We start from the raw sequence: 23,819 nt of genomic DNA, 5'->3' as shown, positions 1-23,819 counted from the left end.
GACATATGTCCAATTCTGTTCACGGTCATGATGTTATGGCGCTGATGGTAGCGCAAGGTACCGCTATTATAAAGCCTGAATTATTATCCCTAATGGGACAAAAGTTTGGCTTTGCGGCTCGATACCACACCTGTAGTGCCGCCGATCTTAGCGCTGAAGCATTAATTCAGTTACTCGTAGCGAAAGGTAAGTTCCATGAAACGCCCCAAGGCATTGAACTGGCCGCGGGGAGAAAGTGTGAGCATTAATAGATTGTGGCTATACATATTTTGGCAATCGCGTAACTGTTTAAGAGAACAGATGCGTAATACAAAATCATTAGAGTGTGGAGACGTTTGCTCATAGAAAGACATTGAGCGTGACCGAATATTACCGTTTGGCTTTATCGGCTTAGAAGTTTAGGTTTCGTCGTGGCGTTTATTGGCAATTTGGTTCTGCTGCGCGGGTGTGAGTTGGCTAAACTCATGGATTAAAATACGCAGCAAGCGAGATTTTGCAATGCTGGTGGATTTCGATAAGTCATCGAGCTGGGCAATACTCTTTTCTGTCAGGGTAAAAGTCGCGTGGCGATACATCTTAGTCGACTTTTTATCTAAGCCCTTAACTGTCGCTTGAGTCTGAGCCGCGGCTAATAAACTCGCCTTACCTAAGGCGTAGTTATTGGCATCTTCAATGAAATCATCGACAGAAACCGGCTTGATGATTTGCTTAGGTTTCTTACGTTTAAGATCAGTTAAGCTCATAGCTATTTTCTGGTGGCATAGCAAATAATTCATCCGCTATAGCGCGGATCTCATCGGCGGCTTTTCCATCGGGTTCGATTTCGACCACAGAGGAGCCTTTTTCTTCACTGTCATCATAAATATTTCGACAAAAGGTGACGGAGTTCAACACTCTTAATCCAAAGGATTGCACCACATCTTTAGCCTCTAAAATACGCTTAAATTGTGTAGGAAGCGCAGGGCATTGGGTTAGCACTATGGTGGCGATCATTTTAGGATTCACCATCTTACAAGTGCTGAGCATGTCTTCCATGTGGGGTAATGTTTTAAGATCGCGTCTTTTGGGTCTGAGGGGGATCACAACATAAGTGGCTACCGACATGGCAGCGCGCATGGCCAAGTTATCCTGACCACCACAGTCAACAATCACGTAATCAAAACGCTCATTGAGGCTGAGTAAATCATTACGAATTTTGCCATAAAGCTGAATGCAGTTAATGCTGGGCAGGCTGGGATCATTATTTCTCGCTTGGATCCAATCTGAAGTGGTGCGCTGGGGATCACAATCGACCATAAGGACGTTTGCTTGAAATTTTTGCTTGATATAAACGGCAAGATTTTGAGCGAGGCAACTTTTTCCGCTACCACCTTTTTCACCACCTACCAGCAAGATCATAGTGACGCCCCTTCATGAATCGTTCAATTCATTGAGTGTAGAACAGACCCATTAAACCTGCGAAATTTAAGTTAAATTAAAGCAGTTGCATGGCAATGTGATAGCTTTGGTCGTGGCATTTTGCGCAGCGGCAGACTTGTCCTTTGACGGTATTTTGCTGGGTGGAATCGGGATTAAAGGTCACTTCGATGAGTTCGCCCAGTGCAAAGGGACGTTTATAATCGAATAAAATACCGCGTCTGGCTAAGTCGATACACACGCCTTCATCGGTTTGCTTTATGCCTTGTGCATCAATCCAATGTAAGACGACACGCTCCGCTTCCATGTCCACTCGCAGTGATGTGCGTTTTTCTTCAAAACCAGTAGTATGGTCACCCATAACTCAATTGCCCCGTAAATTATTGATCTCAGTAAAACTAGCATAATTGCTTTTTGGCAGAATACCAATGTGAAAGCTAGGTCTTTGATAATAGTTTTAAAAGGAGGACAGCAGGTGCTATTGAATTCGTCTTCAATAGCACCAACTCAGGTGCTTGATTAATTGTCGTATTCTTGGTTTTTCGGATAGGGCATTTTTAATTGACCCCAACGAATGACGATCACAGTTGCCGCTAAAATTAACGTCGACAGTGATATCGCGGCAATACGCCAATCTTCCATACTCTTCATATCTAAAATGAGGTAACGAGCTAAGGCCACAATTGCGATATACAGTGGCATACGCACGGGTAACTTACCTGATTCATAGTAGTTCGCCACCATGGCTAAGACTTCTAGGAAAATAAATAACAGGAGTAAATCCGCTAGTGCAACCATACGGACAGAGACAATATGCACAATTTCTTGGCCTATCGCGACGATAGTGGCAATGGCAATAATAAACAGAACTAAGTGTTCTACAGCTTTGAGGCTCTTAGAACCATATTGGTGATAAAATGGCATGGGCATTCCCTACTTGATGTTTTTTTAAATAGTAACAGTAAAAATCAGCTTGTAGGGAAAAGCGCAGTTATGCTGTGTGACTTAATTCACAGATATGTTCAATCTACATTTAAGTGCCAAATTCAGTATTAACATGTCCTAACCAGGTCGACCATCAATTCTGGCTTGGCACAACATAGGCCCATAGCAGATACAGAAACAGCCGAAGGCGATGACCCAAGATGTTATGGCGGCCAGCAGTAATGATGCCGACCATAGCGGGATTATCCCTGCTAATACTCGAAACACTGCCGCAAGCAGGATTAAGCCAAAGGCATACTTCATTATGCTTGGCGGTTGCAGTGTTCGGCCCGTATGGCCTAACGAAACCCGCGCCATCATAGCTAAAATCATCCCAGCTAACCCACCAACCGTTATCGCGTGCATACCAACGGATAAGGGGAAACCCAAGCTAATCAGTGCTAAACCAATTGGGATACACACATAGCTAAGATGCAGCGACCAGAGCAAAGGTACGCGCCAGCAGGCATGCCAACCCCAGCGATGCGAGCGCAGCAGTAAAACGATACTCGCAATCCCTGCCATACTACGGAGCAATATTTGCTCTTGTAGGATCAAGCTAATGACTAATCCAAAGAGACTGATAAAGCTCAGCCATTCGAGCACTGGAATCGCAGTTTGACGCTGCCATTGTGTTGCGCGCTCGGTGAAAAAAGGGATCACTCGGCCACCTAAGAGTGCGACTATGATGCTGATTAACGCAACTGCACCATATAAGCCTATGTTTATCCATTCAAATTGATTTGTTAGTACGCCGTAGTAACTCAGTGCATTCATCAGGGTGAGCAAGGTGAGAATGGGGATGAATACAAAATTGCGCCATTGACGAACGCGGATCACGGCTTTGGCAAGTATTAACGCCGTTAGCGGCAAAAATAGTAAGTCGATAAACATGATGAGCGTAAAGGGAATCGCTACCGGCATGAGTAATAATAGCCGTGGCAATAACCACAGACTGAATAACCCCAACAACCCAACTCCTTTAATCCCAGCTTGGCCCGTCCAGTTTTGCACCGCCGTTAATAAAAAGCCAGCGACGACGGCGCAGACAAATCCGAAAATCATTTCGTGACCGTGCCACCAAAGTGGATTAACGGATTGCGGCAACAGATTGATCCCTGAAAGAAATCCTCCCCAGATCCCTAATGCCAATACGCTGAATAAACTCGCAAACAGGAAAAAAGGCCGAAAGCCTAATCTGAATAAGGCGATTTGTGGTTGTAAATGTGCGGGCTCATCAATATTCAACATAATTGGCTCTTGAGTATCTGACTAAATCTGTCGGATATTTTAAGCTGCAATTAAAATGAATGTATATATCCCAATATGAGTATTCCTGGTGCGGCGTCTGTTTAAGACGCAATCTAGTCTGCACAGATGGCGCTCAACATGAGAAACGACAATCTCTAGCGTGAAAGGAGTGAGCGCGCGACAGACGTTAAAACGACAGGATGTAAAGCGAGTGGAAGAAGAGCGATTTGGGGGCACATTAGGTCATGAAGAATAAGCTAAGATATTGAACCGCTTATACTGTTACTAAGGTTAATTAGCTTTTGGCTAAAACTGCATCAGCATAAGCGGTGGGAAAGGCGAGGTTATTTATTCTTACGTTTTTGCCACTTAAACATAATCGAATATTTCCACAGATTAGTAATCAATAAATAACCCACTGCGGAAAAAATTACCCCGAGCACAAGGCATCCCAGTAAAAACGCCGGACCTATGGTGGCAAGGGAGGCTTCAATCCATTGCCAACTGGCTTCGAAGGCAAAATCTTGCGGCGCATGGCCGAGTATCTTAGCGCCGAGTAAATACGCGCCATAAAACATCACTGGCATAGTTAAGGGATTGGTTATCCAGACTAATGCGACAGAAACGGGAATATTAACGTTAAATAGAATGGCAAAAGCCGCAGCCACTACCATCTGAAATGGCATAGGGATCCAGGCGACAAATAATCCCACTGCGAATGCGCCAGGAGCGGATTTGCGATTTAGCGCCCACAAATTGGGATTATGTAATAAGCGTCCAAACATGCGTAAGTGTTTATGCTCACGCAAGGTTTCAGGCTTAGGCATAAATCTTTTGATTAATTTTTTTGGCATAGGCTGAAATTGCTGTCTTAACTTAATTCACTATGAATCGATTCATGTTTGGCTTTAGTGCCATCTTGTTATCAGCGATGTTGTGGCCTTCGCTGCCGCCAGTCAGTTACATACCCTACCTTGTTGTTGGGGCGCTAATTTTATACCGAAAAGTCCCTGTTTGTGCAGGTGCACTTTTTGCAATGGCATGGCTAACTGGTTTTTGCTTAGGATTATCTAGGCAGGATCTTCCAGTGTTACAACAACCTATACAGGTTAGGGGCGAAATCATATCACTAGTTAGTCAAAACAGCGACTGGCTAAGTTTGGATATATCGGTCATTAAACCAAATTTAATCTTAGGGCTAAATGCAAAATTGCGACTCACGTGGAAAGATCCGCCAGAAGTCGATGTCGGTCAGGTTTGGCAGTTTACCTTGATGCCTAAGCGCATTGCTAGCGTGTTAAATCAAGGTGGCTACAATGAGCAGAAACAATTAATCAGCCAACATGTTGTCGGTAAAGGGCGAGTGATTGAGGCACATTTACTGGAGGTTTCACCTTCACTGCGTAACGAGCTGATAAGCGCATTGACGCCTGAATTAGCCTCTTTGCCGCAAGGTGATATTTTACTCGCCTTGCTTATGGGTGATAAGCAGTTGATCACAAAAGCACGTTGGCAAGCACTACGGCAGACGGGTACGGGTCATTTAGTGGCGATCTCCGGCTTGCATCTCTCAGTCGTCGCAGCATGGATTTACACATGCTTTTTGTTTGGATTTAGTCACTTAGTGCCACATCAAAGTCGACGTAATATCACCCTTGCTTTAGTCGCTGCGGGCATAGGCGCCGCATTTTATGCCTATCTTGCTGGCTTTGGTATTTCGACTCAGCGGGCATTGGTGATGATTCTGCTGTTAATGCTGTTGAGTTTATTAAAGCGATTTTCTACCGCGTGGGAGCGCTTGTTATTTGCCCTGTTCATTGTATTGCTGCTTGATCCGCTCGCTTGTTTAAGTGCGGGATTTTGGCTGTCGTTTTGTGCCTTAGGCATCATCTTATACACTTTAGAAGTCCAACCAAGGGCATTTACCCCAGCGTCGAGTCGAGGGGCGCGTTTACGCACAGGGATGATACAGTTTTGGGCAATCCAATGGCGCTTGAGTCTCGGGCTTGGATTACTGCAAGCGGCACTCTTTGGCGGCGTGAGTGTACACAGTTTGTGGATGAACATCTTGGCAGTTCCTTGGTTTAGCTTTGTAGTGATCCCCTTAGCAATGGCGGGATTTGTCTGCTGGTGGCTTGGAACTACGTTTGGGTTCTCTTGGTTGGGACTGCTTCGCCTCAGTGATTGGAGTTTATCGCCCTATGCGCAGTTACTCGATATCAGTCAGCACTTACCCGCTCATTGGTTAGCACTCTCTGACAGCCTATTAGCCTTAGGAGTCTGCACGTTCGTTGGTGGTGTGTTATGGCGCTATGTGCCTAAGCATAAAAACAATATTGCTTGGCTAAGCCTATTGAGTTTGTTGTTTATGCCCGTATTACTTTTTTGTATGACGCTGTGGTCTCCCGTGCAAACCCATCGATGGGCCATGCATTTACTCGATGTGGGCCAAGGTTTAGCCGTGGTGATTGAAAAAAATGGCAGGGGAGTCATCTATGACACGGGCGCCGCCTTTGGTGATGATTTCAGTTATGCGGAGCGAGTGATATTACCTTTCCTAAAAGCCAAAGGTATTCAAGAGATTGACTATATTGTTATCAGCCATAGCGATAACGATCATGCAGGCGGCGCGCCTGTCTTGATTGAGGCTTATCCTAAGGCTTGGGTGATCACAGATGTGGCAGGCTTTAGCGGCCAAGATTGCCGCCCAAGGCAAATTCAATGGCAAGGGTTGAGCTTTAACTTACTCTCACCGCCTCAAGTGTTGGCGGGAAATAATGGCTCCTGTGTGGTACGCATCGATGATGGCTTGCAAAGTCTGCTACTCACCGGGGACATTGAAAAACAAACCGAAGCGGCACTATTAAGTCGTGAATTAAGTATAAGCCGTGAGCTGAGTGTGAGCGGTGATCTAAGTGTGAACGGTGATCTAAGTGACCGAAACGAGTTACAAAGCGACGTGCTGGTGGCGCCGCACCATGGCAGCAAAACCTCGTCGACAGAGGCCTTTATCGATGCCGTAGCCCCTAAGTTAGTGCTTTTCCCTGCGGGTTTTGCTAATCGTTATGGTTTTCCTAAATCTACTGTGGTTGAACGGTATCAGCGACGAGAGATAAGGAGTTTGACCACAGGGACAGAAGGGCAGATTAGTGTGATTTTTCAGCAGCCTGAGTTAGAGGTAAAGACCTATCGTGGTGATTTAGCGCCATTTTGGTACAACTCTCTGTTTAGATTTGGTGACTTGATTAATCCAGAGTAGAATGGCTACTTTGCCATAATTTAGTGTTATCAATGACAACATCTCCTAAAGACGAAATGTGGACAGTTTTCAAACGATTACTGGGCTATATAAAACAGATGAAAGGCATGTTTATGCTTTCAGTTGCGGGATTAATTATTTATGGTCTCGTCGATGCCGCCTTTATCGCTTTCATCGGCCCCTTTATTGATAAGGGTTTTTCCGGCGGCGCACCCGCTGCGGTCACCAACGGCATAGCATTGCCAACCAGTGAAGGTTTCCACGCGAACAACGATGTGCTGATGATGGCGCCGCTTGTGGTTATCGTCATGTTTACACTGCGCGGTTTTGCCAACTTTGTCTCGACCTACGGCATTTCATATATGAGTGCACGTTTGATCATGGACATGCGTCAGCAAGTGTTTGAGCATTATCTGAGCCTGCCAGTCAGTTACATGGACAAGGAAAATACCGGTAACTTGATTTCAAAAGTCACCTTCGATACTGAGCAAATTGCCAGAGCATCGGGTAGCGCTTTGATTTCTATCGTCCGCGACAGTGTAACTGTATTGGGTATGCTGGCACTGATGTTCTATAACTCTTGGAAGTTATCCCTGTGTATCTTAGTGATCGGGCCGATTATGGGCATGGTCATTACTGTGGTCAGTCGTCGTTTCCGTAAAGTTTCTAAGCAAATTCAAACCGCTATGGGTGGTGTAAGTGCTACGACTGAGCAAATGATTAAGGGCCATAAAAACGTATTGGCTTTTGGTGGACAAGAAACCGAAGCTACCCGTTTTGCTAAAGTGAACGATCAAAACCGCCATCAAAATATGAAGTTAGCTGTGGCGCAGGCCATTAGTCAGCCGTTGATCATGATTATCGGCTCATTCGCCTTAGCGTTTGTACTTTATGCGGCAAGCTTAGATAGCATGAAAGCCGATCTTACCGCCGGCACCTTCGCGACAATTCTTGGCGCTATGATGGCCATGTTGCAACCCATCAAAAACTTAACCCGAGTGAACGCTGAATTCCAACGGGGTATTGCAGCTTGTACCACAGTGTTTGAATTATTGGATACGCTACCTGAGTCTGACACAGGCACTTATACCGTCGAGCGCGCTAAGGGTCATCTACGTTTCGATAAGGTCTGTTTTAGCTATGACAGCCAAGATCGTCGAGCGCTGGAAGATGTCGATTTTGAAGTTAAACCGGGTCAAACCCTAGCGCTAGTCGGTCGTTCTGGCTCTGGTAAGTCGACTATTGCCAGTCTAGTAACCCGTTTTTATACGGGGCTCGAATCCGGCGACATTTTGCTCGATGATGTCAGCATCTACGATTACTCGCTAAAATCGCTGCGTAATCAAGTGGCTTTGGTATCGCAGCAGGTGACCTTATTCAACGATACGATTGCTAACAACATCGCCTACGCCTATCCCGGTGAAGCGACGCGTGAGCAGATTATTGAAGCGGCGACCTTGGCCTATGCGATGGAGTTTATTGATCAGCTGCCCCAAGGCCTTGATACCCAAGTGGGTGAAAATGGCGTGTTATTATCCGGTGGTCAAAGACAGCGGATTGCGATTGCGCGCGCTATGTTGCGTGATGCGCCTGTGTTGATCCTCGATGAAGCGACCTCGGCATTAGATACTGAGTCGGAAAAAGCGATTCAAAAAGGCTTAGATAACCTCAGACAAAACCGCACCTCAGTAGTGATCGCCCACAGGTTGTCGACTATCGAGAGTGCCGATCAAATTCTAGTGGTTGATCAGGGACGTATCGTCGAGCGTGGGACGCACCAGTCGCTATTGGAATTAGATGGCATGTACGCCAAATTGTACCAAATGCAATTTGGTAGTTAGATGCAGGCCTTAGTGAATAAAATCTGGTATCAGGGCCATCCACTGCGATGGCTCTTGTTGCCTTTATCGGGCGTATTCGCGGTGATCACTTATGTGCGCCGCGCCTTGTTTCGCCTCGGATTCAAACCACAAACGGCAATGCCTGTGCCTGTCATCGTTGTTGGTAATATTACCGTCGGTGGCAGCGGTAAGACGCCAACCGTGATTTATCTGATTGAATTATTGCGCCAGCATGGGTTTACACCCGGTGTGATCAGTCGTGGTTACGGCGTTGATATTCAAGGCGTTAAAACGGTTAATTTAGGTGCGAGTGCAGCAGAGGTGGGTGATGAACCAGCTATGATAGTGGCGCGCACTCAAGTGCCTATGGTAGTTGGCGCTAAACGCGTCGATGCGGCCAATGCGCTTATTGCTGAGTTTGGTGTCGATGTTATCATCTGCGACGATGGGCTGCAGCACTATGCGTTGGGGCGCGATATCGAGCTGGTGGTGATTGATGGTCAACGCGGTTTAGGTAATGGCTTGTTGTTACCGGCAGGTCCGCTGCGTGAAGGCGCGTGGCGTCTCAATGCCGTGGATTTTATCGTCTGTAATGGCGGACCTGCAGCAAAAGGTCAGTTCGAAATGCAACTGGCCCCAACTGAAGTGAAGCCCGTTAAATGCGATGTAAACTGTAGTAATTACAGTTTCGATAAATCTCAGCCGCTGGTTGCGATGGCGGGTATTGGTAACCCTGCGCGTTTCTTTGAATCGCTGCGCGCCCAAGGTTATCAACTGGCGCTATGCCAGGGTTTTGATGACCATCAGTCCTACGATAAAACCCAATTACGTGATTTAGCCCAAGACTTGCCGCTGTTGATGACAGAAAAAGATGCGGTTAAATGTCGCGATTTTGCACAAGAGAACTGGTGGTATTTGGCGGTCAATGCCAAGCTATCCCCACAATTTGATGAGCAGCTGCTCGCACGTCTTCGCGAGGTGGCTGCAGCTAAACAAGGAAACTTCCATGGCATTCGATAAAAAATTGTTAGATATAGTGGCTTGCCCTGTGTGTAAGGGAAAACTTGAGTACGATAAAACGACGCAGCAGTTGATTTGTAAGGCGGATAAGCTGGCCTATCCGATCACTGAAGGTATCCCAGTGTTATTGGAAAATCGTGCCGTGCCACTGACTGAATCAGTCTAGTATGATGTGAATGCGCGTATTGCCTAATACGCGCATACTTACCTTTTTGAGCTTCTCTTATTATTGTTTTCGCTATTTTTAGCCGATTAACAGTGCTTATCCAATCTTGCGTTTTTTCTATGCTCAGACCTTAGCCACGCAAATTTGAGTGATTCAAACCTTCGCTAATAGTTCACAAATTTCTGTTTATCGGCATTGGTCGCGCCTTCTTGGCATTCACCACGAATTTCGCCTCGCCCGGGTTCGATAATCCGACTCAATTCGATATAACCTTCGCGGCAATAACCTGTCATTTCAAGGGTTTTCGTTAAACCTAATTCGACTTGTCGTCCCCAAACTTCTAATGAGTCCTGTAGATCTTGCATCGCGCGGCGTTGTTCACGGGGATCTTGCATGCTACGTACGCGGGCATCGTGCGGGAAAGGGCGGTCTGCATCACCCATGTTAGATTTATCATCGACCAGCCGCGCAGTGTAGCTGAAGAGTTTAAGGCCATCGGCTTTAATATCTGTGGTTAACTTATCCCGTAATTTCCCGGCAAGTTCACTAGGATCTATGGGGGCACTGCTGCAGGCGATGAGCGAGAAACAACTTAAGATGGCAAGGCTGAGGTATCGAAGCGGCATAATCAAATTTAACTCTTAGGTTATTAACTGACAGCAGAATACCTTAAGATGACCCTAAAGTTCATGGATTTATGGCATCTTCATGGACTGAGTATGACTCTATTGGCGCAATGGATTAAGGATGGGCGATTAATGTTGGCGTTTTGGTCGAATAAATGGGCGCAAATCGAGTGGGATATGAGCCTGACTCAAGGCATATGCCTTATGCTCTTGGCGTTATGGCTTTATGCAATATGGCCAAAAGACGAGTTGGCACAGATCCGACGGGATAAAAACCTGCAGTTACGCTTGTTACTGACGCTGGTGGGCGTCAATGCGCTGTGGTCGTTAAATGCCAGTATTCAAACTGGGTTGCATCTGCATTTTCTGGGAATAGTGACCTGTATGCTGATGTTCGGTTGGCGTCTTGCGACCGTGGCATTACTGTTGCCGAGCGCTTTTTTTAGTCTTTTTGTACTAAAACAGCCCGCTGATTTTGGGGCTTTTAGTCTGTTCGCTATGGCTGCGCCGCTGTTCCTATGTTTTATTTTATACAGTCGTAGTTACCATTTATTTCCTAAACACATTTTTGTGTTTATCTTCGTCGGCGGTTTTATCAATGCGGGCCTTTCAACTGTGTTTCATCAAATGAGTTGGGCGATGTGGTTATGGTCTGCAGCGGATTACGATTGGAATGTGTTAGTGGATGACTACTTGATGCTAATCCCTTTGCTGGCGTTCCCCGAGGCATTGCTTAATGGCATGGCGGTAACGCTATTGGTGGTGTATCAACCCCAGTGGTTATTTGATTATTCCGACCGAGAATATTTGTGGCGTAAGTAGATGTGATAAAAGAATGCGATAAAACAACCTAATAAAAGAACTGCGCCCGAAACCTCGATATTTCAACGGAAAACCCATTGTAAAGTTCATTGGGAAGTCCATTGAAAAGTCGATTGAACAGTTCATTAAAAAAGGTACTGGGCGCACTTATTTGGAGATTTACACAGACTGTTGCACCGCGATTTAGGCGAAGCGTTGGTCTAAGTAGTTAATGATTTCTTTAGATTCATACAACCACTGTACTTGGCCGTTTTCTTCAATGCGCAGACAAGGCACTTGCTGTTTGCCACCTTGGGCGACGAGCTCATCTTTGTGTGGCGCTTTTTTAGCGTCGAGGGTCACTATATTGAGTCCCTGACGGCGCATTGCACGGCGGACTTTTACGCAAAATGGGCAAGCTGGATACTGATACAGGGCCAATGCTTGAGTTTGAGTATCAATCTGTTGTTGCTCTGCCAGTGGACGTTGGCGCTTTTTAGGGCTAAATACGAAGTTTAAAAACAGAATGATCCTGCCTAAAATCCAGCGAATGATAAACATGTCAGTGACCTCAATGATAATGTGTGTTGAAAAGTGATTCGTGTGTCAATGGCGCCGTCGCAAATGTGCGACGAAACTGAGATTTAGCGATTCGTGCGTGCGATCCCAGTTGCATAAAGGCCGCAGAGTGTAACCTATGGCACAAAGCGCGGCCAACATTTTAGTGTGGATTAACAGGTAGAAGATTCTTTGGCGACAAGGACAGCGTTTTCGCTTAGCGGTAACAATTAGATATGCGCTTAGCTATACATTTAGGCATGCTCTTCACCATAAGAAAGAAGCCCGCTAAAGCTGAACTTTAGCGGGCTTCTTTTATCGTAAACACAGCAACATTAACCCATTGCTTGAGTTATTGCGCGTCTATTGCGCGTCTATTGCGCATCTATGGTAAGGCTCACTTGGGCCACATTTTGGGTTAAACTCACTCGGCTTTCGAGCAAGAAGATCCGCTCTGGGGCAATCTCTTTCACGTCCACAAGGTAAGCTTTAACGGCTTTGGCTCTTTCTTGGGCCAAATTACCCAACATGCCATCGTTAACATTCTGCGCTTTTACTGACAGATTATATAAAGCGATATGCCAGCGGGTGGTGATTTCGTCATCGGAAAGCTGTGCGTCTTTGGCCTCTGCGATAACTGTGTCTTTTATTAGTGCCGGATCGGATTTAACTTCCTGCTCATAGAGCTTCACTAGCGCATCGGCGAGCGGCCCTTGGGTCGGGAATTGGCTTGGACTTAAATCATCAGGTAACGCACTGAACTCGATATTGGCTAACTTAGCCAATTTGCGCTTCATGATACGCTCAGCAATGGCTTGGCTGTCATTGATGGCATCGACTTCACCTTCAACGCTGAGCTTGAGCATAGGTCTGTCGAGTAAGGCGCTGGCGAGTTTATCTAAACTTTTCTGCTCATCTTCACTTAGGCTGAATTGACCGGCGGCAAAGCTGATTTTGTCTAAGGTTTCGTCTGAACCTATCAGCCCCGCTAAGAAAGTGAAGGGCGCAGTGACGGCTTTAGTGATCACATTGGTAATCGCCGTCATTATGATGCTGCCGACACTAAAGCTGGGTGAGTCTAAATCGCCTGAGACTTCCATGCCTAAATCAATCACGCCGTTACGGTCCTGTAGCAGCGCAATGGCGAGCGTGATAGGTAAGCTAGTGGCAAGGTCACTATTACTGGGTTTACCGAGTTTCAGTTGATCTATGACTAGATGGTTATTGCCCTTGAGCTTGTTCTGATCGAGTTTGTAGTTCAGCGACAGTGATAACTGTCCCTTATCTATGTAGTAACCCGCATAGGTGCCTGAGTAAGGATTGACTGAGGTTAGCTCAACACTTTTGAAGATCAAATCGAGATCTAAATATGGCATGTCTAACAAAGGGTTAATATCGCCTTTTAGGGTTACAGGCGCGTACTTGTCAATCTTACCTTTGATATCGACCGAGGCTTTAGTGCCTGGCGTGGATGACAGGTGAGTGATATTGCCTTCAAGCAGCTCAATTCCCGAAGCAAAATTCGGGGTCAGTGAGTTATCGGCAAAGTAAGCCGAGCCTTGGCTAAAGCTAATTTTTTGAATATCGAGGCTCAGCTCAGGCGTTGCTGACTTGCTCGCCATTTGCGGCTCGGTTGCGGTTTGCTTAGCAGGGGGCGCGCTGTTCGTTGTCGCACTATTCGTTACTGAAGCTGCAATAGGCGCTTCGACGATAAGGTCGCTGATATTAGTGCTTCTATCTTTAGCGATCACCACTTTGGCGTAGGGTTGATTAAAGGCTAAGTGATCGATTTTGATTTGATTTTTTTGTTGGTCAAAATCGAGCTGATTGATATTCATCTTTTGCCATTTGACCAGCGGAGCATTACGCAATTTGTCATGAATGGCTAAATCATCGAGCTCAACACTGCCGCCGTAAATGGCTTTACCCTTGGCATCAGCCGTGAGCTTGCCTGCAGAGCTTAATAAACCACTCTTAAGCTGGATATTCACGTAGGGGGCAAGATACGGTTGGAACTGGATTAACGCGAGCTTATCGAGTTGAATATCGGCATCTATGGCTTCGCCTGGCACATCGACCTGGCCTTGGGAGCTTAAAGTACCTTTGTCATTAATGCTGAGTTGTAGCGCATATTCAATCGGCTCGGCCAAGGCGCTGGTGATAGTTTTTGTTGAAAAATTAAGTGGATACACACGCCATTGCTGCGGTGTCTCAGTTAACTTTTGCTCCGACAGATTAAGATCGTAGTTTTCAATATTGAGCGCATCGAGTTGCACGAACCAAGTGTCTGTTGACGCCGTTACTGGTGTTTGCTTGATTGGCTGTTGAGGCTTTTCTTCCACTTGCGCGACTTGTACGCTCTCAACATTTTTGGCTTCTAGTGACTTAGCATCTGCCGGCTTAGCATCTATGGAATTAGCAACTGGCGGCGCTGCACTTGTAGACGCACTGGCGGATTTCGGCATGAACAAGCTGGCGAGATCGAGTCCATCTTGATTCAAAATGGCGTTTACAGTAAGGCCATCACTGTGAAGCTTATTGATGCGTACTTGCTGCTGCTTCAGATCCATTGTAATACCGTCGAGGGCAAAGATTGGCAGCTTGACCACTGAGCGCTCTTGGTCGTTAAAGTTCAGTTTTTCAACAATAAACTGGCCATTGTTGCTGGTGACTTGTAACTCGCCATTCTCGGCAAGATCCACTTGATACTGAGTCTTAGCCGTGATCTCGCCATCGGTAAGTGCTGGCTTAAATTGATCGTCGATAAATCGCCAGAGTGGTCTCAGTTTCAGTTTGGCGATGTGGACGTCACCCGCAACTTTTAGTGGGAACAGTTGGAATTGCCCCTGCAAACTGATTTCACCAGCATGATCATCACTGAGTTGTATCGCATAGTGATTGTGCTGAATTGGCATAACTTGGGAGCCAGAGCCAGAGCCAGTATCAGAGGATGATTGGGCGTTTGGTGTCGGGTTGGCTTCAGTCTTATTTGCTTTTGTGGCTGGTGCTACTGAGGCCGACAATGCCGACATCAAATATTCAGTATCGAGCTGACTGAGTTTTAAATTGATATTGGGATAATTAATTTGAGCATGGGTAATTTTGTCATCGAAGTTAAATTGCCCTGCATCTAACACAAATTGGTTGAGCAGGACACGAACGGGGGCGCTGGCTTCTGCGGGTGTTGTTTCTGTGCTCGCGGAGGAATGCTCGTTCAAGGTCTGCAGAATATCGTCGAAGTTGAATCCAGCTTTGCCTTTTTTCTCCACGCGGATGATGTGTGCGTAGGGCGCTTGTATGTGTATGTTTTCGATAACGGCGGCGCGATTAAAAACAGATTGCCAAAAGTTCACTTCGAATTGGACTTGCGCTAAGCCTGCAAACGGTTTTTCGTCTTTTTCTTTAATGGCCAGTTGGTCGATTTCGACTTTGAAATTAAAGGGATTGATGCGGATATCCCCGAGGGTGACGGGACGGCCGAGTAAAGCAGAGAGTTTTTCGGGTGCCAGCGTGGTTATCGCATAGGGCAGGATTAAGCCTAATGTGCAGACATAGCTAAGGTAGACGGCGGTGAGGTAAACAAGCACACGCAGGTACCTTGGGAGAGCAAAAAAAGTGTGTTTGAATTGCGATAGCTGGGTCAGCATTAATATCAAGGCTCCAATGCATAAGACAGGGGAAAACTGCCATAAGTGCGAACATTCTAGCGATTAACGCTAATGTTTCCAGAGATTATTTATATTTTATCAATGAAATCTTAGCATTACCCGACGACAACTTCTTCCGACCCCCGTCGTTGCTGAATGACAACCTATCTTCTACATTGATAGCTACATCTGTATCAACCTGCGGCGTATCCCTTGAGTCGAAACTCATCATGATGTTTAGGTCAGTTTTTACATTAGCGTTTTAAATAGCTAATGGCCGCAATAATGGCGCCCTGTGGGTCTTTTATCCAACAAAAACGGCCCACCTCTGGAATGTCTTCAGGGCCAAACAGAATGTCACCGCCGAGTTTTTTGGCACTGATAGCCACTTGATCCACATCGCTAACGGTAATATAGCCAGTCCAATGTGATGGAAGAGTGGGGATTAAACTGTCGGTAATTCCGCCAATGCTGACGCCCTGATTTTCAATAATATGATAATGGCCGTGGGGCATTTTGACGGTTTTAAAGTGCCAGCCAAAAATCTCAGCATAGAAGCACATGGCCTCTTCGGTGTTATTGGTTGTGAGTTCATGCCAACTTAACGCACCTGCAGTATTAAAAGCCGATTCCATAAGCGCATCCTTAATTTATTGTGGTTAACTTTTTATTTGAGTCGTTGTTCAGTGACTGTGTTTAAGGCTTGAGTTTAAGGCTTGTGTTTAAAGCCAGTGTTTAAGCCTTGTACCCAAACGCTATATTTAAGCCCTGAATTCTGAGTTTGTATTTGGGAAGCCTATTTCGGGTTTCTGACCCAAATTGAGTGTAGTTGAGGCTGGTTGATAATTCACAGGCGGTAAATTAAAATTTCTGTTTTTTGAGCTTGTATGACATTAAATTAACTTAATGTTCTACAAGGGGATTCACTTATTTTGGATAGGCCAGTCGGCTGTTAGTGGTTCAATAACATTGTGGCTTTGGTGATGTGCTGGATGCAGCTTGTCGCGCCAAGACTTAGCACAGAAAACAGATTTGAAAACGAGTTCGTTTACTGTGGTTTGAGTGTTAGACCTGACTCCCGTTAACTTGTTAATATAGGCTAGTTTTGCATCTTATCGATGCCACCTTAGGGGATACGAGATTGAATAAGAGTTTAGTAACAAATTTATTGGCGGCGGCTTTGGTGGTTGCGGGCTACCTGATGCAGTCGGCAATTGTTTTGAATGTCGGATTGTTTGCCTTATCGGGTGCGATTACCAACTGGGTTGCAGTTTATATGTTGTTTGAGAAAGTCCCCGGACTCTATGGCTCAGGAGTCGTGCCTTCTCGTTTCGAAGAGTTTAAGGCGGGCATTGCTCATTTGATGATGAAGCAGTTTTTTACCACAGAAAATATCGACCGATTCCTATCGGAAAAAGAAGGGCTGAGTAAAATAGACTTGGCCCCCGTGATTGAGAAGGTCGATTTAGCGCCTTCTTTCGATGCCTTAATTAGCACAGTCGCGCAATCTTCCTTTGGCGGCATGTTGTCTATGTTCGGCGGTACGGATGCGTTATTACCGCTAAAAGAGCCGTTTATTGTGAAGATGAAAGCTTCTTTAGTTGAAATGGCGCAAAGTGATGCATTCCACGAGCTGTTGAAACAAGAAATCGAACAGCCAAATGTGATGGCCGATCTGCAAACTAAAATTGCCAATATAGTGGAACAAAGGTTAAACGAGCTGACACCGCAAATGGTGAAACAAATCGTTCAGGACATGATCCAAACGCATTTAGGTTGGTTAGTGATCTGGGGCGGGGTGTTTGGTGGTCTGATTGGACTTGTTGCAGCCTTAATCCAAGGTTAACCTGAGTTAAAGCCGCGGATGGAATGGGAGCTTTGGCTCCCATTTTTTATTCATACATTTTGTGCCTATCATTTTGTCCCTCATTAAATAGCAAGGAAGTCTATGAACCTTCAACACAGCATCAATTATTTGGAAATCCCGAGCCGCGATATTGCGAGTTCTAAGGCCTTTTTTAGCCAGGTATTTGGCTGGACCTATGTCGATTACGGTCCTGAATACAGCTGCTTTATGGATGTCGGGATCACAGGTGGCTTCTATCAAGCCGAGGTGGATTTTACCCTCGCAAAAGGCTGCCCGCTGATTGTGATCTACAGCCAGAACTTAGAATTGACTCTGACGGCTGTCGTGGCCGCTGGCGGCGCAATCACGGCAGACATCTTTAGTTTCCCCGGTGGTCGCCGATTCCACTTCACTGAACCCTGTGGCAATGAATATGCCGTCTGGTCAGAATGATCCTAATGCCAATCCCTGTATACGCAATTGTTGTTTAGATCAGCAAGATATTTGCTTAGGTTGCTTTAGGCATCTCGATGAGATTTTAGCCTGGCGCGCTATGTCAGATGTGGAGCGGCAAGCTTGTTTTGCCAGAATGGCGCAGCGTAAAGCTGAGCTTCAGGCGAGAAGAAGTGGCGTAAATAGAACTCTGGATAGTGAGTAGCCTTGCATAATTGTGCTGAGGTTAACCATTTATGCCTAGTTAGCTTTCACATTTGAATACTCAGAGTTAAGTTTAAGTACTAGCGTTTGCGTTTGAGCACTATGCGTCACGTTTGAGGATTGGACATTAAAGCTGAGGACTGCTACTTCGACGTTTTAGCCGTTAGCATTAGCGGGTGATCACTTGATGTTGAAGTATTAGTCGAACAATCCAACGGCGAAATACGCATTAACGTATTTCGCCGTTGGCATTTTGAAGCCCCTTGGCATTTTGAAGCAGGCGTTACACGGGATCGATGACTATGTGCTCAAGTTCGATGGCGGCAACGGTATGGAGTGCATCCATAGTCGCGCCGACTAAACTGATTTTTCCTTGAGATGATTCAATTAACACCGCGCGGCTGATATCGCTAAATTCGCGATTATGACGAACGAGATTCGACAAGGCCATCTGCATCGGCAACATAGAAGGATTGAATGCCGCGTTCTCTGCATAGCGACCACAATAGGTTGCGCCATCGCGTGTTTCTAAAACCACGGCAGCAAAACTCTGAGTGTAAGGCGCGTAACTTAAACCGGCATGATCTAAACCTTCGATGATCATAGGATCGGCACTATCTAAAGCAAATTCAGTTTGTTGCTTAGCCATTAAAGGCGAAGTGACATTTAAGTCTTTTGGGCCAAAGGCATAGGGTAAATAATACGCCAGTGGATGGCTTTCCTGTGCGGGTAGATGAATGCTGATCTTACTTCCTTCAACCAGCTCATTCATAAATTGACGGCAATGGCCGCAAGGGCTGGCATTGACTATGATATCAACAATTTGGCTTTCACCGCTGAGCCATGCATGGCTGATCGCACTTTGTTCTGCATGGACAGAATGAAACAGCGCTTCACCGGGTAATTCTAAGTTGGCCCCCATGTAGATATCGCCACTTTTGCCTTTGGCAATCGCACCGACATAAAACTCGCTAATAGGCGGTTTCGCCAGTGCAGCAGCTATCGGCAGCAGTGCCAGTAACACTTCTGCTTCGGTCATCTTGCTTGCACTTGTGAGCGTGGCAAGTTGTTGCGCATCTAAGTGTCCAGCAAAATTCTGGTGCAACATCGGAATGAGAGCATCGGCTAACGGCGTTGGCAGTTGGGTTATGCTACGAATGAATCTATCTTGCATTTCCCGATTCCTTATTTGTTAAGTTCATGGAAGAACATTCTAGTAATTTTGTTACAGCATAAATGCGAGTTAGCTCGCGTTTATACGCTGCAAATGTGTGTGTTCGATAGTAAACAATTTAAGTTATGCGACTAATAGAGTGAGTCTATTCACGAATATAAACAAGCTTAAGACTATTAAATAAAAGACTTAAGCTTGAATTGATTAAACTTAAAGTTCACGCAAATAATGACAGAGGGCAGCCAGTAACTTCTGTTTAGTCTCATCCGCTTGCGTATCTTGCAGCAGATTTTCTAATTTAAGTACGTAGTCTTGATCGGCTAAGCGATTTTGACAGAATTCACGCCAGCGCTGTGACTCTTCGTAATCGAGTAGTTCAGGGTAATTACGGGCACGGTAACGAAACAGCATTTCAGGGATACGTGGGTCATCAAACTGCAAGTCTAGCGCCGCTAAATTTTGCGGTAGGGTATGACGGATGATTTCCATTTTCGCTTTATCAGCTTGGCTAAAGAAACCACCAGAATACAGCATCAAATCGGGATCTGTGGTCGCTCTGCTGTCATCGTGCTCAAATAATAGCGCCAGTTTTTCACGTAGTTCTGGGTGAAGTTTAAGGCGTTTATATTGCTCTCTGGCAAATTCTTTATCTATGCCTAAACGAGCGGCATGTTCATCGCTGAGGATTTTAGCCGAAGTGATAAAAGGGCACTTATTTAAATGAATTTGTTTTACCGCGATCGGTAATTCGTCTTCGGCAAGATCGGCTCTTGGCGTATACATACGCGTCTTAATTTGCTCAATATCTAGCTCAAAGAGTGGCGTTAAATCCATGGCTAAATTAACGCAAATAACCGCATTTTTATTGGTTGGATGGTGCGCCACGGGGGAAATTAACGTCGTACAACCATTGCGCGCACTAATTTTAGAGCTCACGTGTACTAACGGCTGCATATTGAGCACATCGATTTGATCGCTCACCGCTTGCTTACGGCGCAAGTCAAAATAGTACTGATATAACTTAGGCTGTTTCTCGCGAATGAGTTTTGCCATGGCTATGGTTGCATACACATCAGACATGGCATCATGGGCTTTCTCATGGCTTAAACCATTCGCTTGGGTCAAATGTTCTAGCTTAAAACTAGGAGATCCATCTTCCTTGGTTGGCCAATTGATCCCTTCGGGTCTAAATGCGTAACACGCGCGCACTAAATCAATGATATCCCAACGAGAGTTACCATTTTGCCATTCACGGGCATAGGGATCGATAAAGTTCCGATAAAAGCCATAACGGGTCACTTCATCATCAAAACGCAGTGAGTTGTAGCCCGCGACACAGGTGTTTGGCTGGCTAAACAGTGCTTGAATACGCCCCATAAACTCAGTTTCAGGGATGCCTTTTAAATTGGCTAACTGCGGAGTGATCCCTGTGATCAATATCGCTTCTGGTGACGGCAAATAATCAGGGGCTTGCTTGCAATAAAATGTCTCAGGCTCGCCGATGATATTGAGATCTAAATCCGTGCGAATGCCCGCAAATTGCGAGGGTCTGTCTTTCGCTGGGTTCGCTCCAAATGTTTCGTAGTCGTGCCAAAATATGCTTGGCTGGGAATGATTAGACATAATTAAATTCAAATGACAGTTTATCGAATAATAACATCTTAACACCGAAACTCCCCGAATGAACATTTACACCATTAAGGTAATTAAGTCATTATCTTGAGAATATAAAGACTTAATTGGTGATCTTCATTCAGATTCAAAGGTACAATCGCGGCTGAACAGGGGAATAATGTCTTATGTATCATCAATTTCTAAATGAGCCTATGGTGCTTGATGCCGAAAAGGCGTCGATACTCACGTTGCGGTTACCCGACGATATCAGTGATTTTATTGTGTTACAGGCGTTCAGTGCGCCTTTACTAGAGGTTATCGTTATTGCTGAAGCTGGAACCCCACAAAATATTGCGATTCGTTTTCAACCGTTTATGGGTCTTAAAGTTGAATCGTTACCGCAAAGTGCACAGGCCTTTAATACACCGATCACTCGAAGTCTTGGGCAAGGTTTTCGGCTCTATACGCGAATGGGCACTGCTGCAAAATTTTGCGCGGCAGAATTGAGACGGGGTGTATCTTTTACCTTAGACATGACTAATGGTTTAGATGAAGATAATTCAGTCGTATATAATTGCTTAACGTTTGCTTTACAAGCGGATTCAAAGTTTGAGTTAGTGCCTTTAGAAGCCGATTTACGTGTTTTGCATGAACCTAAAGCGCTAATGGTCGCTAAAGCTCTGTTAGCAAGGCAATACGATTATGCCGCATCATCTGAATCCCTCGCCATTTACATGACCGAAATTGAGCAAGTTAGGTTAGAATTACAAGCTTTTCTACGTGGGGAGCTTGGTCAATGTCAGGCTAGCCTTGCCGACGAGGTATTAAGGCTCGATCCCTTGTTACTTCAGAAACAACAGTGGTTATTTAGAACCTATACCCATATGTTTGAGCGTCCCAATTATAGTCGCGCCGCTAATGATGCTGATAACACAGACAAGTTATTAAGAAAATTAGAGTGTTATGAGTTACTTGCGCCACCTGAACTGATCCAGATGGTTGACCGATTAATGGAAGACGAAACGTAAACCTTTCTTGCCCAAATTTAGTTAAAGATAAGAGTCCACTATGCACTATTTATGTCCTCTGTGTTCCGCGCCGCTGACGTTAACGGAGCGCACTTGGGGTTGTCCACAGCAACATAAGTTTGACATGGCTAAAGAGGGTTATGTCAACTTATTGCCCGTACAGAAGAAAAACTCAAAAGATCCTGGTGATAACAAGCAGATGATGTTTGCTCGGCGTGAATTTTTAAACGAAGGGTATTATCAAGGCTTGAGTGATAAAGTGAATGAACTCGCGATCGAGTTTGGTGCTGATGCAAAACAGATCCTTGATATAGGCTGTGGGGAAGGGTACTACAGCCAGCGTTTATTCAATGTGTTGAGTCAGCACCATGATTGTGATTTACAAGGCATAGATATTTCTAAGTCAGCAATTAAATATGCGGCTAAACGCTACCCCAATTTAGCATTTTGTGTGGCAAGTGCCTATGAGATGCCCATCGCCTCTCAAAGTGTCGATCTTGCCATTCGCATTTATGCCCCTTCCAAAGTTGAAGAGTTACAACGCATTATGGCCGATGGTGGTATCTTGATAACAGTCTCTCCCGGACCTTCGCATCACTTCGCTTTGAAGCAACAAATATATGCAGAACCTAGATTGCATCCTGTATCTGCTGCGTATATTGCTGGTTTTGAGTGCCTGCATCAGGAACGCCTAATTTCTCAGCTTGAACTGACAAAAAGTGATCACATTGCTCATTTTTTAGAAATGACGCCTTACGCTTGGAAGTTTACCGATGCGCAAAAGCGAGCATTTGCTCTGCAAGGACTAAGCTGTGAATTGGATTTCCAAATTGAAGTGCATCGCATTTCAAGATAAGTGAATAGATTAAGCTATTGAAATAAATTATTTAAAATGTTTAACTGTAAATGCTAAGCAGCATGAACTGAATGTTCTGCTAGCCGGTTGCAAAACCGCAAAGTAGATTTAGGCAAAATAAATAATCCAAAGTGTCGCAGTGTGTTGACTTATCTTTAGAATGGTTTATAGTCTTATCAGCTTGAAGGTTGGGCTTATATTTATGTGTTCAATACGACCAGTTCGTCCTGTAAACATAAGTAATACCGGCATTTTCCAGCTCCACCGCCGTTAAGGCTTTAATTTTTTATTTACAGGATTTATATCATGTCTCAAGTTACTGGTGTTGTTAAGTGGTTCAACTCTGACAAAGGTTTCGGATTCATTGAGCAAGAATCTGGTCCAGACGTATTCGTACATTTCCGTGCGATCAATTCTGACGGTTTCAAAACTCTTGATGAAGGCCAAAAAGTGTCTTTCACTGTGACTCAAGGTCAAAAAGGTCCACAAGCTGAAAACGTAACTATCATTGGTTAATTTTCAGTGCTGTTAGCCTAGAGCTGATAGCAATGGATTAAAGGGCTATGGTTTATTCCATGGCTCTTTTTATTTGTGTGAAATTTAAAATATTCTTCTAGGTTAGATGCTCTACTAGAGTGGGTAGTCTTCTAAGAAAGTAAGAAAGTAAGAAAGTAAGAAAGTAAGAAAGTAAGAAAGTAAGAAAGTAAGAAAGTAAAATATACAGTTGCTAGATGCATGAGCTTAAGTTGCTCAACCGTTTTCTTAGCCTACCGTATTAATTTAACTGTTAGCTCTCGCTTCCAGATTTCCTCTTCATCTCCAAAACACCTCATTTTCAGAGAGTTAATCTTCAATAAAGCTTCCTCGATTCATCCTCCATGTTTTTGCTTCAGTTATATTACAGGTTTTTACCTTTCAACACAGTATTTAGCCATAGCGTAACTTAACTCTCTAGGCCGACTGCGTGTGCATCCCATCACTTTTTTGTTGTATGAATCTGGAGGATCAGAAGCAGCAGGGCACTATTAACGCTTTAGAGTCTGTTTATGCAGCACTGTGTTCATTGGTAACATGC

At 45.0% G+C, this 23,819-nt stretch carries 24 protein-coding genes; 12 read left to right on the top strand and 12 right to left on the bottom strand.

Annotation, left to right across the window (positions count from 1 at the left end; all coding sequences use genetic code 11):
- The first annotated feature begins 5 nt into the window (after positions 1 to 5).
- Positions 6 to 248, top strand: coding sequence for a YecH family metal-binding protein (locus Q4Q54_RS20420; RefSeq protein ID WP_106650190.1), 243 nt, complete (start codon positions 6 to 8; stop codon positions 246 to 248).
- A 150-nt stretch (positions 249 to 398) separates the two neighbouring features.
- On the opposite strand, the gene Q4Q54_RS20415 is transcribed toward Q4Q54_RS20420, so the two are convergent.
- The 6 genes from Q4Q54_RS20415 to Q4Q54_RS20390 form a co-directional block, all read right to left on the bottom strand.
- On the bottom strand, positions 399 to 743 hold the full coding sequence (locus Q4Q54_RS20415) for a ribbon-helix-helix domain-containing protein (RefSeq protein ID WP_106650191.1): 345 nt from the start codon (positions 741 to 743) through the stop codon (positions 399 to 401).
- The gene (locus tag Q4Q54_RS20410; RefSeq protein ID WP_106650192.1) at positions 730 to 1,398 is read right to left on the bottom strand and encodes an AAA family ATPase; all 669 of its coding nucleotides are present in this window, start codon (positions 1,396 to 1,398) and stop codon (positions 730 to 732) included. Before Q4Q54_RS20410 ends, Q4Q54_RS20415 begins: the two co-directional genes overlap by 14 nt.
- A gap of 76 nt (positions 1,399 to 1,474) precedes the next feature.
- Positions 1,475 to 1,777 carry a PilZ domain-containing protein gene (locus Q4Q54_RS20405; protein WP_106650193.1) on the bottom strand — a complete coding sequence of 101 codons (303 nt, stop codon included), beginning with the start codon at positions 1,775 to 1,777 and terminating at the stop codon, positions 1,475 to 1,477.
- A 158-nt stretch (positions 1,778 to 1,935) separates the two neighbouring features.
- Complete coding sequence (locus Q4Q54_RS20400) at positions 1,936 to 2,340, bottom strand: phosphate-starvation-inducible protein PsiE (RefSeq protein ID WP_106650194.1); 405 nt, start codon at positions 2,338 to 2,340, stop codon at positions 1,936 to 1,938.
- A gap of 138 nt (positions 2,341 to 2,478) precedes the next feature.
- Positions 2,479 to 3,651, bottom strand: a complete 1,173-nt coding sequence (locus Q4Q54_RS20395) for an NnrS family protein (RefSeq protein ID WP_311989421.1) — start codon at positions 3,649 to 3,651, stop codon at positions 2,479 to 2,481.
- A 344-nt stretch (positions 3,652 to 3,995) separates the two neighbouring features.
- Positions 3,996 to 4,505: a DUF2062 domain-containing protein gene (locus Q4Q54_RS20390; protein ID WP_311989420.1), complete on the bottom strand. Its 510-nt coding sequence runs from the start codon at positions 4,503 to 4,505 to the stop codon at positions 3,996 to 3,998.
- A gap of 32 nt (positions 4,506 to 4,537) precedes the next feature.
- Between Q4Q54_RS20390 and Q4Q54_RS20385 the strand changes: the two genes are divergently transcribed.
- From Q4Q54_RS20385 to Q4Q54_RS20370, 4 genes are read left to right on the top strand one after another with little or no spacing between them, the layout of a single operon-like run.
- The gene (locus Q4Q54_RS20385; RefSeq protein WP_311989419.1) at positions 4,538 to 6,910 is read left to right on the top strand and encodes a DNA internalization-related competence protein ComEC/Rec2; all 2,373 of its coding nucleotides are present in this window, start codon (positions 4,538 to 4,540) and stop codon (positions 6,908 to 6,910) included.
- A 32-nt stretch (positions 6,911 to 6,942) separates the two neighbouring features.
- On the top strand, positions 6,943 to 8,751 hold the full coding sequence (gene msbA / locus Q4Q54_RS20380) for a lipid A export permease/ATP-binding protein MsbA (RefSeq protein WP_106650197.1): 1,809 nt from the start codon (positions 6,943 to 6,945) through the stop codon (positions 8,749 to 8,751).
- Complete coding sequence (lpxK, locus tag Q4Q54_RS20375) at positions 8,752 to 9,771, top strand: tetraacyldisaccharide 4'-kinase (RefSeq protein WP_311989418.1); 1,020 nt, start codon at positions 8,752 to 8,754, stop codon at positions 9,769 to 9,771. It begins immediately after the preceding gene.
- Entirely contained in the window at positions 9,758 to 9,937 is a 180-nt protein-coding gene (locus tag Q4Q54_RS20370; RefSeq protein ID WP_006081200.1) for a Trm112 family protein, read from the top strand. The genes lpxK and Q4Q54_RS20370 overlap by 14 nt, the downstream gene beginning before the upstream one ends.
- Positions 9,938 to 10,101: 164 nt before the next feature.
- On the opposite strand, the gene Q4Q54_RS20365 is transcribed toward Q4Q54_RS20370, so the two are convergent.
- The gene (locus Q4Q54_RS20365) at positions 10,102 to 10,563 is read right to left on the bottom strand and encodes a hypothetical protein (protein ID WP_011846514.1); all 462 of its coding nucleotides are present in this window, start codon (positions 10,561 to 10,563) and stop codon (positions 10,102 to 10,104) included.
- A 132-nt stretch (positions 10,564 to 10,695) separates the two neighbouring features.
- Between Q4Q54_RS20365 and Q4Q54_RS20360 the strand changes: the two genes are divergently transcribed.
- Positions 10,696 to 11,385: an energy-coupling factor ABC transporter permease gene (locus Q4Q54_RS20360; RefSeq protein WP_311900295.1), complete on the top strand. Its 690-nt coding sequence runs from the start codon at positions 10,696 to 10,698 to the stop codon at positions 11,383 to 11,385.
- 183 nt (positions 11,386 to 11,568) lie between these two features.
- On the opposite strand, the gene Q4Q54_RS20355 is transcribed toward Q4Q54_RS20360, so the two are convergent.
- The 3 genes from Q4Q54_RS20355 to Q4Q54_RS20345 all read right to left on the bottom strand — a co-directional run bounded on the left by Q4Q54_RS20355 (position 11,569) and on the right by Q4Q54_RS20345 (position 16,204).
- Complete coding sequence (locus tag Q4Q54_RS20355) at positions 11,569 to 11,925, bottom strand: glutaredoxin family protein (RefSeq protein WP_107947090.1); 357 nt, start codon at positions 11,923 to 11,925, stop codon at positions 11,569 to 11,571.
- Positions 11,926 to 12,296: 371 nt separating this feature from the next.
- Entirely contained in the window at positions 12,297 to 15,569 is a 3,273-nt protein-coding gene (locus Q4Q54_RS20350) for a DUF748 domain-containing protein (protein ID WP_311989417.1), read from the bottom strand.
- 254 nt (positions 15,570 to 15,823) lie between these two features.
- Positions 15,824 to 16,204, bottom strand: coding sequence for a VOC family protein (locus Q4Q54_RS20345; protein ID WP_106650202.1), 381 nt, complete (start codon positions 16,202 to 16,204; stop codon positions 15,824 to 15,826).
- Between the two features lie 506 nt (positions 16,205 to 16,710).
- Here Q4Q54_RS20345 and Q4Q54_RS20340 point away from each other — a divergent pair.
- The 3 genes from Q4Q54_RS20340 (at position 16,711) to Q4Q54_RS20330 (ending at position 18,073) form a co-directional block, all read left to right on the top strand.
- Positions 16,711 to 17,415, top strand: coding sequence for a DUF445 domain-containing protein (locus Q4Q54_RS20340; protein ID WP_311989416.1), 705 nt, complete (start codon positions 16,711 to 16,713; stop codon positions 17,413 to 17,415).
- Positions 17,416 to 17,517: 102 nt separating this feature from the next.
- Positions 17,518 to 17,868 (top strand): VOC family protein, encoded by a 351-nt coding sequence (locus tag Q4Q54_RS20335; protein WP_107404793.1) that lies wholly within the window; start codon positions 17,518 to 17,520, stop codon positions 17,866 to 17,868.
- Positions 17,843 to 18,073: a DUF1289 domain-containing protein gene (locus Q4Q54_RS20330; protein ID WP_311989415.1), complete on the top strand. Its 231-nt coding sequence runs from the start codon at positions 17,843 to 17,845 to the stop codon at positions 18,071 to 18,073. The genes Q4Q54_RS20335 and Q4Q54_RS20330 overlap by 26 nt, the downstream gene beginning before the upstream one ends.
- A gap of 282 nt (positions 18,074 to 18,355) precedes the next feature.
- Here the strand turns inward: Q4Q54_RS20330 and cdd are convergent, their stop codons facing one another.
- Positions 18,356 to 19,246, bottom strand: a complete 891-nt coding sequence (gene cdd / locus Q4Q54_RS20325) for a cytidine deaminase (RefSeq protein ID WP_006087443.1) — start codon at positions 19,244 to 19,246, stop codon at positions 18,356 to 18,358.
- Positions 19,247 to 19,456: 210 nt separating this feature from the next.
- On the bottom strand, positions 19,457 to 20,869 hold the full coding sequence (gene sbcB, locus Q4Q54_RS20320) for an exodeoxyribonuclease I (RefSeq protein WP_311989414.1): 1,413 nt from the start codon (positions 20,867 to 20,869) through the stop codon (positions 19,457 to 19,459).
- A gap of 176 nt (positions 20,870 to 21,045) precedes the next feature.
- Here sbcB and Q4Q54_RS20315 point away from each other — a divergent pair, with 176 nt between their 5' ends.
- The 3 genes from Q4Q54_RS20315 to Q4Q54_RS20305 all read left to right on the top strand — a co-directional run bounded on the left by Q4Q54_RS20315 (position 21,046) and on the right by Q4Q54_RS20305 (position 23,260).
- Positions 21,046 to 21,888 (top strand): hypothetical protein, encoded by an 843-nt coding sequence (locus Q4Q54_RS20315; RefSeq protein ID WP_311989413.1) that lies wholly within the window; start codon positions 21,046 to 21,048, stop codon positions 21,886 to 21,888.
- Positions 21,889 to 21,928: 40 nt separating this feature from the next.
- Positions 21,929 to 22,744 carry a 23S rRNA (guanine(745)-N(1))-methyltransferase gene (rlmA, locus tag Q4Q54_RS20310; RefSeq protein ID WP_311989412.1) on the top strand — a complete coding sequence of 272 codons (816 nt, stop codon included), beginning with the start codon at positions 21,929 to 21,931 and terminating at the stop codon, positions 22,742 to 22,744.
- A gap of 306 nt (positions 22,745 to 23,050) precedes the next feature.
- Complete coding sequence (locus tag Q4Q54_RS20305) at positions 23,051 to 23,260, top strand: cold-shock protein (RefSeq protein ID WP_011789734.1); 210 nt, start codon at positions 23,051 to 23,053, stop codon at positions 23,258 to 23,260.
- Positions 23,261 to 23,819 lie beyond the last annotated feature (559 nt).

The organism is Shewanella sp. SP2S2-4 (genome assembly GCF_031932025.1).
Taxonomy (GTDB): domain Bacteria; phylum Pseudomonadota; class Gammaproteobacteria; order Enterobacterales; family Shewanellaceae; genus Shewanella; species Shewanella baltica.
The sequence above is the reverse complement of the archived record's forward strand: the minus strand, read 5'-3'. Positions and strand labels throughout refer to the sequence as shown.